The organism is Methylacidiphilum sp. Yel (assembly GCF_004421185.1).
In the GTDB taxonomy this organism is placed as follows: domain Bacteria; phylum Verrucomicrobiota; class Verrucomicrobiia; order Methylacidiphilales; family Methylacidiphilaceae; genus Methylacidiphilum.
In genome coordinates this window covers 10773-23565 of sequence record NZ_LXQB01000067.1, presented here as the reverse complement: position 1 = coordinate 23565, position 12793 = coordinate 10773, and the positions used below count along the sequence as shown (strand labels likewise).

General features: G+C 39.5%; 9 protein-coding genes and 1 tRNA gene. All 10 read left to right on the top strand.

Annotated elements, in window-relative coordinates; all coding sequences use genetic code 11:
• The first annotated feature begins 9 nt into the window (after window positions 1-9).
• Window positions 10-1278, top strand: a complete 1269-nt coding sequence (locus tag A7Q09_RS09005; protein WP_208526730.1) for an adenylosuccinate synthase — start codon at window positions 10-12, stop codon at window positions 1276-1278.
• A 140-nt stretch (window positions 1279-1418) separates the two neighbouring features.
• Complete coding sequence (locus A7Q09_RS09000; RefSeq protein WP_134391122.1) at window positions 1419-2213, top strand: isoprenyl transferase; 795 nt, start codon at window positions 1419-1421, stop codon at window positions 2211-2213.
• A gap of 49 nt (window positions 2214-2262) precedes the next feature.
• Window positions 2263-3153: a phosphatidate cytidylyltransferase gene (locus A7Q09_RS08995; protein WP_134391121.1), complete on the top strand. Its 891-nt coding sequence runs from the start codon at window positions 2263-2265 to the stop codon at window positions 3151-3153.
• A gap of 30 nt (window positions 3154-3183) precedes the next feature.
• Window positions 3184-3831, top strand: coding sequence for a phosphatidylserine decarboxylase family protein (locus tag A7Q09_RS08990; protein ID WP_134391120.1), 648 nt, complete (start codon window positions 3184-3186; stop codon window positions 3829-3831).
• Entirely contained in the window at window positions 3828-4727 is a 900-nt protein-coding gene (gene pssA / locus A7Q09_RS08985; RefSeq protein WP_244228632.1) for a CDP-diacylglycerol--serine O-phosphatidyltransferase, read from the top strand. The genes A7Q09_RS08990 and pssA overlap by 4 nt, the downstream gene beginning before the upstream one ends.
• Window positions 4728-4795: 68 nt before the next feature.
• Window positions 4796-4878 (top strand) — tRNA-Tyr (locus tag A7Q09_RS08980).
• 134 nt (window positions 4879-5012) lie between these two features.
• Window positions 5013-6146 carry a KamA family radical SAM protein gene (locus tag A7Q09_RS08975; RefSeq protein WP_134391164.1) on the top strand — a complete coding sequence of 378 codons (1134 nt, stop codon included), beginning with the start codon at window positions 5013-5015 and terminating at the stop codon, window positions 6144-6146.
• Between the two features lie 29 nt (window positions 6147-6175).
• A complete protein-coding gene (locus A7Q09_RS08970; protein WP_134391118.1) occupies window positions 6176-7369 on the top strand; it encodes a class I SAM-dependent rRNA methyltransferase in 1194 nt (397 codons plus the stop codon).
• Between the two features lie 221 nt (window positions 7370-7590).
• Window positions 7591-10029 carry a phosphoenolpyruvate synthase gene (gene ppsA / locus A7Q09_RS08965; RefSeq protein ID WP_134391117.1) on the top strand — a complete coding sequence of 813 codons (2439 nt, stop codon included), beginning with the start codon at window positions 7591-7593 and terminating at the stop codon, window positions 10027-10029.
• A complete protein-coding gene (locus A7Q09_RS08960; RefSeq protein WP_244228631.1) occupies window positions 10001-12793 on the top strand; it encodes a bifunctional acetate--CoA ligase family protein/GNAT family N-acetyltransferase in 2793 nt (930 codons plus the stop codon). The genes ppsA and A7Q09_RS08960 overlap by 29 nt, the downstream gene beginning before the upstream one ends.

Below are 12793 nucleotides of genomic sequence, written 5' to 3'. Positions count from 1 at the left end.
GGCTGAATCATGAATTCTGTTCTTGTTGGAGCTCAGTGGGGAGACGAAGGGAAAGGAAAAATAATCGATTTTTTAACCCAAGATGTGGATGTCGTTGTCCGATGTCAGGGAGGGGATAATGCGGGTCATACGGTAGAGGTTCATGACGAAAAGTTTATACTCCATCTTATCCCTTCAGGGATCTTATGGCCTGACAAGTTTTGTTTGCTGGGCGGTGGCATGGTTATTGATCCAGTCTCACTAGTCGATGAAATAAAAAACATAGAAAAAAGAGGTATTGAAATACGCAGCCGACTATTTATTTCAGAGACAGCTCACATGGTCTTTCCTTATCATAGGATTATTGATGAACTTCTTGAAAAAAGACGTGGGAAAGGCCGGATTGGTACAACAAAAAAGGGCATTGGACCAGCCTATGCAGATAAAGTAAGCCGAGTTGGGCTTCGTATCCTTGATCTTCTTGATAGAAAGAAGTTTTCTGAAAAGCTCAAGATACTTGTTGAAGAAAAAAACCGCTATATACATTTTTTAGGTGGGGAGCCTGTGTTATGGAATGAAATTGCGGATGCTTATTTAGCAGCAGCTGATGAAATTGCTTCAATGGTTACAAACACTACTCTTTGGCTGCATGAAGCTTCCCTTTCAAGGAAAAAAATTCTTTTTGAGAGTGCACAAGGAACATTCCTTGATATCGATTTTGGAACCTATCCTTTTGTAACCTCATCCAACACCACTGCTGGAGGCTCTATTACCGGTAGTGGATTGCCTCCACATAAAATCTCTCGAGTCATAGGTTGTATGAAAGCCTATACCACACGTGTTGGAGAAGGTCCTTTTCCAGTAGAAAACGCTGAGCTTTCCAATATACTCCATTCGACAGGCAGAGAGTTTGGGTCGACAACGGGTAGAGCTAGACGATGTGGTTGGTTTGACGGCGTTTTGGCTAGATATGCCTCGTTGATTAATGGCTTTCACGAAGTGGCTGTTACCAATCTCGATGGGCTTGATACTATAGAAAAGATCCCCATTTGTGTGGCCTACGAATATAAGGGAAAGATTTTAAAATATCCTCCCAACTCTGTAGAACAGTTAGAAGAGTGCATCCCTATTTATGAGGAATTGCCAGGATGGCTCGAATATACAGGAGGAGTCAGATCTTTTAAAGAGCTACCTAAAGCCGCTCAAGAGTATTTGAAGAAGTTGGGAGTTCTTGTGGGAGCTCCAATTAAAATTGTCTCAGTTGGGGCTGATAGGAAACAGACTTTTTTTGTTGATTAATTCATCTTAAAAAAAATGAGGGTATTATTCAGAATAAATTTTTTTTCAATAAAAATCTGAGCATCTTAGTCTATAACATGTTTTATCCTTAAATTCGGGAAAAGAAAAATTGGAGAAGGAAAATTCAAACTTTTATTTAGATGAATATTACAATTGAAAACGAGCATCAAAAAAATAATGGAGTAGTCAATACAGAACTTAATTCTTATTTGCTCGATGCGAAGAATATTCCAAACCATGTGGCAATAATCATGGACGGTAACGGCCGATGGGCTGAAAAAAGAAATTTGCCTCGAATCGAGGGACATAAGGAAGGGTTGAATGCAGCCAAAGAAGTGGTTCAAACAGCCTTAGAAATAGGAATACAGTTTTTAACTCTTTATGTCTTTTCCATTGATAACTGGAAAAGACCTTATTTTGAGATTCGAGCCTTGATGACGATGTTTCAGGATTTTCTTTTAAAAAACGAGAATGAGTTAGTAGAAAGAGGTATAAAATTATTAACGATTGGCAGAATGACGGATTTGCCAAGAAGTCTACAAAATCAGTTGATGGCTACCTGCCAAAAAACAGAAAAAAATTTCAAGCTTATCCTTACTCTTGCTTTGAGCTATGGTGCACGACTTGATATTCTCAATGCTGTGAGGGAAATAGCTAAAAAAGCTCAGTCTAGAGAAATCAACCTTAACGATATCGATGAGAAATTTTTCAAAGCGCATCTTTCTACACATTTTTCTCCAGATCCAGATTTGTTGATACGGACAAGTGGGGAAATGCGACTGAGTAATTTTCTTTTGTGGGAGTCCTCTTATACAGAGTTTTATTTTACAAGTACCTTTTGGCCAGATTTCCGAAGAGAGGAGTTTTTAGAAGCCCTAGCTATTTTTGCAAAAAGGCAGCGTAGATTCGGACAAATCACTGCAAAAAAGAGATAACTGAAGCTTTTCTGTTGTCTATTCCCTCTATTTCAATTCAATCCTACTAATGACTATTGAAATGTTAAAAGAAGAATCCAATTTTTATTCGAGATTACTTTCCTCGCTTGTTCTCTGGGGTGTTATTCTTATAGCCCTTTTATACAGCTTAAAAATTCTTGAAATGATCATTTTTATGTGTTTTGGGCTTGTAGCCCAGGAAGAGTTTTATCGGATGCAACAAGCCAAAGGCCATAAGATATTTCGCTTGGCAGGTTTTACAGCTGCTTTCTGTCTTTACCTAGGGATATGGTTTTTTCAGAATGTTCATGCTGCTGGTTATTCCTTTTATCCTTTTTTTGAGCAAATCTTGTATTTTGGATTGTTAACCATTCTTTTTGGTCAAGTAATTTGGCATTGGGATAAGCTAACCAATCCAATAGCATCGATAGCTCTGACCCTTTTAGGATTTTTTTATGTTGCTTTTCTTTTTAGTTTTCTTGAGCGAATCTCCTTTTGTAAAGGCCTACCATTTAATGCCGATGCTGCCTTATTTTATATCATTGCGGTAACAAAACTGAGCGATACGGGTGCTTTTCTTGTAGGAAAAAATTTTGGCAGCCATCTGCTTATTCCCCATGTAAGCCCTAAGAAGACGTGGGAAGGTTTGGGAGGAGGCATTTTTTTCTCTTTTTTGGCTGGGACATTATTACCTATTGGATTTTCAAAATTTTTTGTTGGATTTCCTTTGATCGATTCGATTCTTTTAAGCGTCGTGATAGGAATTATTGGAGCGGTAGGTGATTTAGCTAAAAGTGTGGTCAAAAGAGATGCTCATGTGAAGGATTCAGGGCATTTCATTCCAGGGATTGGAGGACTATTGGATCTAATAGATAGTTTGCTTTTAAGCGGCCCCTTCTTTTATTTTTATTGTCTTTTCCGATACCATATATACCCATAGCTTCTTGTCCAAATTATAAACATTCCAATTATGAAAGATTCCCTTCTTTTTCGTGAGGCATTTCCCATTGCTTTTACCATGGCAATGCTATCTTTGATTTTCTTGTTTTTACCCTTCAAACCAGCAAAATTTGTAGGAGTCTTTTTTTTATTTGCCCTTCTTTTTCTCTTTTATTTCTTCAGAAATCCAGAAAGAACTATCCCTACTGACCCTCATTATATTTTGGCTCCTGCAGACGGCAAAATCGTGGAAATCAAAATGGAAGAAAAATCCCCTTTCTCTGAAGGGAAAGCAACAAAAATATCTATATTTCTTTCTATCTTTGATGTGCATGTGAACCGTTCTCCCGTTGATGGCAAAATTATTAAGAAAGAGTACCATAAAGGGATCTTTTTGGATGCACGCAATCCAAAGGCCTCTTTATTAAATGAAAGACAGGATTGGTGGATTCAATCGACAAAAGGATGTATTGTAGGAATAAGACAGATTGCTGGGTTTATTGCACGCCGGTTGGTTTCTTGGAAAGAAACTGGTGATACGATTAAGATGGGGGAAAGAATTGGCATGATTAAGTTTGGATCTAGAACAGAACTTTATCTTCCTAGCGACTGTATTGTTGTAGTACATAATGGAGAGAAAGTAGAAGCTGGAAAAACTGTAGTTGCAAAATGGCCATGAACGGATGGGACGCAAAAAAAGAGGAAAAAATATATCTTTTGCCTAATTTGCTGACAGCGGGCAACTTGATTTGTGGTTTTCTTGCCATTCTAAAAATTCTCGAAGGAAGCATTCTACGAGACAGCGATACGGCAGGATGGATTCATACATACGAAAATAGTTTAGATTTCATTTTAGCGGCATTTGTATTTGATGTTTTGGATGGAAGGCTCGCTCGGTTTGGAGGTAAAGAAAGCATGTTTGGAAGAGAATTTGATTCTTTGGCCGATCTTATTTCCTTTGGCGTTGCCCCGGCCTTGTTGGTCTTCGAGATAGTTCTCTATCAATTCCCTCATAAAATAGGGTGGATTGTTGCTTCTATTTATCTGGTTTGCGGAGCTCTAAGACTTGCTCGTTTCAATGTGTTATCTACTCAGTATAAGGGATCGAATCTGGAATTTACTGGTTTTCCTATTCCTGCAGCTGCCGGACTAGTATGCTCCATTACTTTACTGATGCTTTATTTTTATGAAACAGATAGGGAACTGGAGAAAGGTTGGGGAAAATACATATTGGTTGTCCTTTTGCTTTTTCTCTCTATCATGATGTTTAGTAAGAATCTTTATCCTAGCTTCAAAGGCATTACCTGGAAAACGAAGTGGACCGTTCCTAAATTTTTGTTTGTGGTTTCTATTTTAGGATTGACCATAGTTTATTATAAGTGGATGTTGGCAGTTGATTTTTTGGGATATCTTTTGTATGGCTTCTTTAGACCTTTTATTTCGAAGCCATTGAGAAAAGCTATTGAAGAAGAAGAAGGCGAAGAAGAGGAAGAAGGAGAAGGAAAAGAGGAGGGAAAAAACAACCATTTGAAAATTATTCAGAAAAAGGAAAACTCTGATAGAATTCCTCTTTAAAACTTACATGATTGAAAATAAGCTTGATAAAGATTGCCAATGCTGGAGGTTAGAAGATTTTTAAAATTGGGCAGATACCCAAGTGGCCAACGGGGGCAGACTGTAAATCTGCTGGCGTATGCCTTCGCTGGTTCGAATCCAGCTCTGCCCATTTTTTTTTCTTTTTTATCCTTCTCTCCTTATTGACAACTACGGTCAATTCCTTAGGCTAATAAACAAAAAAATAAGGTATTTGCTTTGAGTGTTTCCCATCGAGATTTCCTTTCTCCAGGGAAAGGTTGTTGGATGTCAATATCCGATAAGGATTGGAATGATTGGCACTGGCAGCTGAAAAATCGATTGCATTCCCTAGAGCAAATTGAAAAGCAACTAGCTCTAAGTCCTGAAGAACAGCGTGGTCTTAGATTTGCTTCAAAAGAAAAGCTTGCCTTTTCCCTTACCCCCTATTTTTTCAATCTCATCGATCCACAAAACCCTGATTGTCCTATCCGTAGGCAGGTAATACCAAGGGTTGAGGAGCTAGTTAGCTTGCCCTATGAAATGTCAGATCCTTGCGGAGAAGATAAAGATATGGTAGCTCCGGGACTGGTTCATCGATATCCCGACAGAGTTCTTTTCCTTGTGACAGATAGATGCGCTAGTTATTGTCGATATTGTACAAGAAGCAGGATTGTCAGCGGGGTTAGTGGGCAAAAACTAGAAACCGACGATAAATTAGCTTTTGAGTATTTGAAAAACCATCGAGAAGTTAGAGATGTGCTTATTTCCGGAGGAGACCCACTTTTACTATCTGATAGTCGGCTTGAAAAACTTCTTAGACAATTAAGAGAGATCCCTCACATTGAAATTATTAGGATTGGAACACGGATTCCCATATTCCTCCCACAAAGGATAACGGATGGTCTTTGCAAAATGTTGAAGGCTTATCATCCTTTGTGGCTCAATATCCATGCCAATCATCCCAAGGAATTGACAATGGAAGTGAAAATAGCTTTGGAAAAATTAGCGGATGCTGGCATCCCACTAGGCAATCAGTCTGTGCTTTTAAAAGGGATCAATGATGACCATCAGATAATACTGGAGTTAGTTAGAAAGCTGATCCGATGCAGAGTGAGACCTTATTATATTTATCAGTGCGATCTTATTCAGGGAACGGACCATTTTCGTGTGCCAATCAAAAAAGGATTGGAAATCATGAGAAATCTAAGAGGTTTTACAACCGGTTTTGCCGTTCCGCAATATGTGGTGGATGGACCGGGAGGGGGCGGAAAGATCCCTTTGAATCCAGATTATGTTATAGGATATTATGAAGATAAAGTACTGTTACGAAATTATGAAGGTAAAATTTACTCCTATCCCGGAGGTCAAGATACAAAACAAGACGAAAACTATGATCGACAGTCTGGGACCTGCATGTAAAAATAAATCATAAAGTCTCGATTATCTGTATGGAGCCATCTCCCTTTTCTGGCAAAGTTTATTTGATAAAGGAGGGAAGGCATAGAATCTTAGAAGGTCATGTCTGGGTATATCGAACAGAGATTTCCCATTTTGATGAGCATCTTCAAAATGGGGATGTTGTGGAAGTAATTTCTGCCAATGGTCAAAATTTGGGTGTTGGAATTTGGAATAGTCAATCTCAAATTTCTGTAAGGATTTATTCTAGGGAAAGAGTCCCTCTGGATAAAAATATTATTGTATCCTTCCTAACTAACGCTTTCAAATATAGGGAACAGATTTTTTCGGGCAAAAGGAGCAACGCTTATAGGTTGTTCTGGTCTGAATCAGATGGATTTCCTGGATTGGTCATAGATCGATATGCCGATTGGTATGTTGTTCAACTGTTAACATCGGGAGCTGATCGAAAACGAGGGGAAATTCTAGATAGCTTACAACAACTAACCTCTTCCACTAATATTATAGTTCGAAATGACGCTCCAGTGCGGCTGCTAGAAGGATTACCTCTAACAAAAGAATGCTTAGCACAACAGGCTCCAGGGCTCTTTTCTGTTACTCTGGATGGGGTGACTATTTTGGTTGACATTCTTAACGGACAGAAAACCGGCCTCTATTTGGATCAAGCTGCCAATTATCGGCTGATTGCCAATATGGCCAAAGATAAAAGAGTGCTTGATTGTTTTTCGTATCAAGGTCTTTTTTCAATATTTTGTGCCCTTCAAGGCGCCAAACATTGTATTGCTGTGGATCAATCTGCTGCTGCAATCGGTATTGGGAAAAAAAATGCCGATTCGCTCGGCCTGCGAATAGAGTGGGTATGTGAAAATGCTTTCGATTGGCTGCGGAAAAAAGAAAAAGAAAAGCAGAAATTTGATTTGATTATTCTCGATCCTCCTTCTTTTACCAAAACAAAAGTTCAAAAAGAATCGGCTTTTCGCGGCTATCATGAGATCCATTTGCGAGCATTAAATTTGTTGGAGGTGGGAGGCTATTTAGCTAGTTTTTGTTGTTCGCATCATATTATGATGGAAGAATGGAAAGAGTTGATTGCCAAGGCTTCCTGGGAGACTCATACCAGACTTCGCTATCTTAATTGTTTGCCGCAAAGTGCTGATCATCCTATTTTATTTAATATTCCTGAAACCGAGTACCTCAAGGGAGTTTTAGCTCAAAAAATAGATTAGAATTATCTTGGCTAAAAACCCCTTTCTCCAATAGGAAAAAGAGAGAGGCGGGTCAAAGAAATATCCTCTTAAGTGGAATTCTATGACCACTCTACCTAAATATGCTTAAAGAGACACAAGGGTTGTTTTTGGGCAAAGATCCCTTTATGTTCCTCCTGTGCGATAAAAGCTTCTTTTTTTTAATACTAAAAATAACAACTTTTACAAAAAAGAGGTGATGCATGCATCCGACGCCTAATAGTCTAAAAGACAATAAACCTTTCGTCTTATGGTTCGATCAGATAAGTCTCAAAGATGTTCCTCTTGTTGGTGGCAAAAATGCTTCTTTAGGGGAAATGTATTCTCATCTTTCTTCCAAAGGCATAAAAGTGCCAAACGGTTTTGCTACAACAGCCCAAGCCTATCGATTTTTTTTATCTGAAAACAGGCTTGAAGAAGAGATAAAAGAGTTGCTTTCAGGTTTAGATCCACATGATCTTGAGAATTTGAGGGAAAGAGGTAGGAAAATTAGAACCTTAATAATTGATTCTCCAATGCCCAAGGAACTTGAAAATGAAATTATAAATGCCTATGCAAAACTGAATAAAGAGGCTAAACAGCAGGCTGTGGATGTAGCGGTTCGCTCCAGTGCTACCGCTGAAGATCTCCCTGGTGCTAGTTTCGCTGGTCAGCAAGAAACCTATTTAAATGTTCGGGGTAAGGATAATTTACTGCATTCAATTAAAAAGTGTTTTGCTTCCTTGTTTACTGATAGAGCCATATCTTATCGGTCAGACATGGGATTTGAACATACAAAAGTAGCTCTTTCTGTTGGGGTTCAAAGAATGGTTAGATCGGATTTGGCTTGCTCGGGAGTGATGTTTTCTATTGATACGGAATCAGGTTTTCGCAATGCGGTTTTAATCAATTCTTCTTATGGGTTAGGAGAAAATATTGTACAAGGAATCGTCAATCCAGACGAATTTTATGTTTTCAAGCCCACTTTGATGCAGGGTTTTCAGCCAATCCTACAGAAAAGGTTGGGGGGCAAAGAAATGAAACTCGTCTACGATATTGGAGGAGAAAAAATTGTAAAAAATATTCCTGTGCCCCCAGAAGAGAGGAAAAAATTTTCTTTAACAGATGAAGAGATCCTTACCCTTGCCAAGTGGGCTTGTATTGTGGAAGAACATTATTCTCAACTCAATGGTCGATTTACTCCCATGGATATGGAGTGGGCAAAAGACGGACTGAGTGGAGAACTTTTTATGCTTCAAGCTAGACCAGAAACAGTACATGGAGGGAAAGTCAGGAACGTTTTAGAATTTTATCGACTCAAAGGCACTGGCCCCGTTCTGGTTGAAGGAAGAAGCGTGGGAGAAAAAATTGTTCATGGGAAAATCAAGGTTATCAAAAGCATTCAACAGATAGATCGGTTCGAGCCAGGCGAAATTCTTGTGACTGAAAAAACTGACCCTGATTGGGAACCTATAATGAAGAAGGCCAAGGCGATTGTGACGAATCGGGGCGGAAGGACCTGTCATGCGGCTATTGTTAGTCGAGAGTTAGGGGTTCCTGCTATTGTAGGTACAGAAAGAGGGACGGAGGTTTTGAAAGATGGTATGATCGTAACCGTGAGCTGTGCAGAAGGAGAGGTGGGTAAAGTTTATAATGGAGAAATTCCTTTTGAAATTGAAAAAGTGAATTTGGAAAACATCCCACGGCCACGGACAAAGATCATGATGAATGTAGGAAATCCTGAAGAGGCCTTTGATCTTTCTTTTCTTCCCAATGATGGGGTAGGGTTAGCACGGGAAGAGTTTATTTTGACCAATTATGTCAGAATCCATCCAATGGCTTTAGTGCATTTTGACCAGTTAAAAGAAGGGGAAGATAAAAAGAAGATCATAGAAATGACAGAAATCTATCCAAAAAAAACGGATTTTTTTGTGGAGAAACTCGCCGAAGGAATTGGGATGATTGCCGCTGCCTTTTATCCAAAGGATGTCATAGTCAGGCTTAGTGATTTTAAGACCAATGAATATGCCAATTTGATAGGCGGTCAAGACTTTGAACCTATAGAACGCAATCCGATGATTGGATTTAGGGGTGCTTCTCGTTATTATAATCCAAGGTATCAGGAAGGTTTTGCTTTGGAGTGCCAGGCTATACGGAGAGCGAGAGAAACCTTTGGCCTTTTTAATATCAAGGTCATGATTCCAGTCGTAAGGACGGTAGAAGAGGGCAAGAAGGTGATAGCCGAAATGGAGAAAAACGGTCTTAAAAAAGGAGAAAAGGGGCTTGAGATTTACATGATGTGCGAAATTCCCAGTAATGTCATTCTGGCCGAAGAGTTTTGCGAGATTTTTGATGGTTTTTCTATTGGCTCGAATGATTTGACTCAACTTGTCCTTGGGGTAGATAGGGATTCTGAAATTATCGCTTCCCTCTATGACGAAAGAAATGAGGCGGTCAAGCGTATGATTTCTTCTGTAATAAAAACGGCAAAACAGAAACAGAAAAAGATTGGGATTTGTGGAGAAGCTCCCAGTAATTATCCTGAGTTTGCCGAGTTTCTCGTCAAAGAGGGAATCGATAGCCTCTCATTGAGTGCGGATGTCGTTATTAAGACGACTTTAAATATCTTGGAGCTTGAAAAGAACCTTTTTCGAACATCATAAAATCAAAGATACTCTTAGCGATATGCAAATCAGCTCCAAACTCATTGTGGGAACTTACGGCATAAGGAATTTTCTTCCTCCCAAGCGGGTAGCCCTCGTAGGGGCTTCAGAACAACCCTTTTCTGTCGGAAGGGCTTTGATGGAAAATCTGATCAAATGGGGAGGCATATTTTATCCGGTTAATCCTAATCATACGGAAATTTTTGGAAGAAAGTCTTATCCCACCATCAAAGATATTCCCAGTTCTATTGACCTAGCGATTATCGCAACTCCGGCTATCACTGTTCCTCAGATCATAGAAGATTGTGTGCATGCCTCTGTTAAAGGAGCAGTGATTATTTCGGCTGGTTTTAAAGAGATCGGAGAGGCAGGAAGGTTGTTAGAACAAAAGGTTGTCCAAACAGCCAGGCGAGGGGGACTTAGAATCATTGGTCCTAATTGTGTAGGGATCATGCTTCCTTCTGTTCGATTCAATGGCACATTTTTACCTCAAATGCCTAAAGTGGGGCATATCGCTTTTTTGAGTCAGAGTGGAGCACTAGGGGCTGCTGTATTGGATTGGAGTTTAAGTCGAGACATTGGATTTAGCGCTTTTTTTTCTTTGGGTTCTTTAGCTGATGTAGATTGGGGAGACATTCTTTTTTATCTGGCTGAAGACCATTTAACCAGGGTGATCCTTATATATATGGAATCCATTGGGGATCCAGCATCATTTCTTTCTGCTGCCAGACAACTGAATTTCCAAAAGCCTATTTTGGTATTGAAAGCTGGAAGATCAAAAGAAGGTTCTCAGGCAGCGCTATCTCATACGGGTTCAATGACAGGTAGTGATGCCGTTTTAGATGCTGCTTTTCTTCGGACGGGTGTGCTAAGGGTCGACTCTTTTTCTGAATTTTTTTCTCTGGCTTCTTTTTTCAGCCAAAGACCTCTGCCGTTAGGTCCGAAGCTTGCAATCTTAACAAATGCTGGAGGGGCTGGCGTCTTGGCAACCGACAAGCTTGTGCTTACTGGTGGCAAACTTGCTGAACTTTCAGAGGCTACCATTCGTAAATTAGAGGCTTTTCTCCCTCAAGCCTGGAGTCATGCTAATCCCGTGGACATATTGGGGGATGCGGATGTGGAACGCTATCGAAAGGCTTTAGAGGTCCTCTTAGAAGAGGAAAATGCCGATGGTCTGCTTGTTATTCTTACAAAACAAGCTATGACTAAACCAAAAGAAACGGCTCAAGAAGTAGCTTTGCTAGCGAAACATTACTCTAAGCCACTGCTTTGCTGTTGGATGGGAGGAGAATCTGTCTCTGAAAGTAGGAATATTCTTGAAAAAGAGGGAATACCAACTTTTGATTTTCCCGAAGAAGCCGCACAATCTTTTTCTTTTGGTTGGCTCCATAGGAAAAATTTTTCAGCGATCTATGAAACTCCTATCCTTGTTAGTTCATCAGAAGAGATACTTAAAGCCAAAAAAAATACGCAGGCACTTCTTTCGCAACTGAAAGAAAAAAACCTAACGCTTTTAACAGAATATCAATCCAAAGAAATCCTCCGTTTTTATGGGATTGGCGTCAATGAAACTTTCCTGGCAAAAAACGAACAGGAAGCCCTCTCTATTGCAGAAGAAATTGGCTATCCAGTGGTTGCTAAGTTAAATTCGACAAAAGTCTCTCATAAGAGCGATGTAGGAGGGGTGATCCTTGGTATATCCGATAAAGCTTCTCTGGAAAAAGCCTTTCGAAAAATTAGGGATAATACAATAAAACATGCTTCCGAAGATGCCTTTGAAGGCATAACGATTCAAAGAATGATTTCAGAAAAAGGGATTGAACTGATCTTGGGAGGAACAACTGATCCTCAGTTTGGGCCAGTCATGCTCTTTGGATCTGGAGGGATGTTTGTCGAAATTTATAAAGACAATGCCCTTGCCCTTCCGCCTCTGACTACGGCCCTTTCTTCTATTCTTATTGACCGGACTAAAATAGCGAAAGCTTTTCATGGATTTAGGGGCATTCCGCCTGTGGATATGAGAAAACTTAATGAAACTTTGGTCCGTTTCAGTGAACTACTCGTATATGAAAGCAGAATAAAAGAAATAGATATTAATCCACTATTAGTCTACGGCTCTATGGTTATAGCTCTAGATGCAAGGATTGTTCTTCATCCATTTATAATCGATGAGAGCACTATTCGTTCTCCTGCAATTCGGCCTTATCCTTTAGAGTATATATGGAAGGAGAGGCTTTTAGATGGTACAAGCGTTTTGATTAGACCAATTAGACCTGAAGATGAACCATTGATGATCGAATTCCATAAAGGCCTTTCTCAAGAATCGGTATATTACCGTTATTTTCAAAATCTATCCTTTGAAGAAAGAGTAGATCATTTGAGATTATCTCGAATATGTTTTTCAGATTATAACATCGAAATTGTCCTTGTGGCTCAGATACTTGCAGCAGATCAGCCTCGAGAAATCATAGGTGTAGGAAGACTTGGAAAATTTCATGGATTTGAAGGAGCTGAATTTGCCATTATCATCCAGGATCAATGGCAGCATAAGGGGCTTGGAACGCTCCTTTTACGCAAGCTTAAAGAGATTGGTCTAAAAGAGAAGCTATCATGGATCATTGGCAGAATGTTGCCACTGAATGAATCGATGAAAAAAATTGCTGAGAAAGAAGGCTTTGTTGTGTATTTTGATGAATCCTCTCAAGAATATATTGCAGAGTTGAGTTTAGGTAAAATGGATTCCCGAAATAGGGTAAATGAATAA

Coding starts and splice junctions, on each gene's coding strand:
- A7Q09_RS09005 (WP_208526730.1), top strand. CDS start 10: ATGAATTCTGTTCTTGTTGGAGCTCAGTGGGGAGACGAAGGGAAAGGA.
- A7Q09_RS09000 (WP_134391122.1), top strand. CDS start 1,419: ATGAATATTACAATTGAAAACGAGCATCAAAAAAATAATGGAGTAGTC.
- A7Q09_RS08995 (WP_134391121.1), top strand. CDS start 2,263: ATGACTATTGAAATGTTAAAAGAAGAATCCAATTTTTATTCGAGATTA.
- A7Q09_RS08990 (WP_134391120.1), top strand. CDS start 3,184: ATGAAAGATTCCCTTCTTTTTCGTGAGGCATTTCCCATTGCTTTTACC.
- pssA (WP_244228632.1), top strand. CDS start 3,828: ATGAACGGATGGGACGCAAAAAAAGAGGAAAAAATATATCTTTTGCCT.
- A7Q09_RS08975 (WP_134391164.1), top strand. CDS start 5,013: ATGTCAATATCCGATAAGGATTGGAATGATTGGCACTGGCAGCTGAAA.
- A7Q09_RS08970 (WP_134391118.1), top strand. CDS start 6,176: ATGGAGCCATCTCCCTTTTCTGGCAAAGTTTATTTGATAAAGGAGGGA.
- ppsA (WP_134391117.1), top strand. CDS start 7,591: ATGCATCCGACGCCTAATAGTCTAAAAGACAATAAACCTTTCGTCTTA.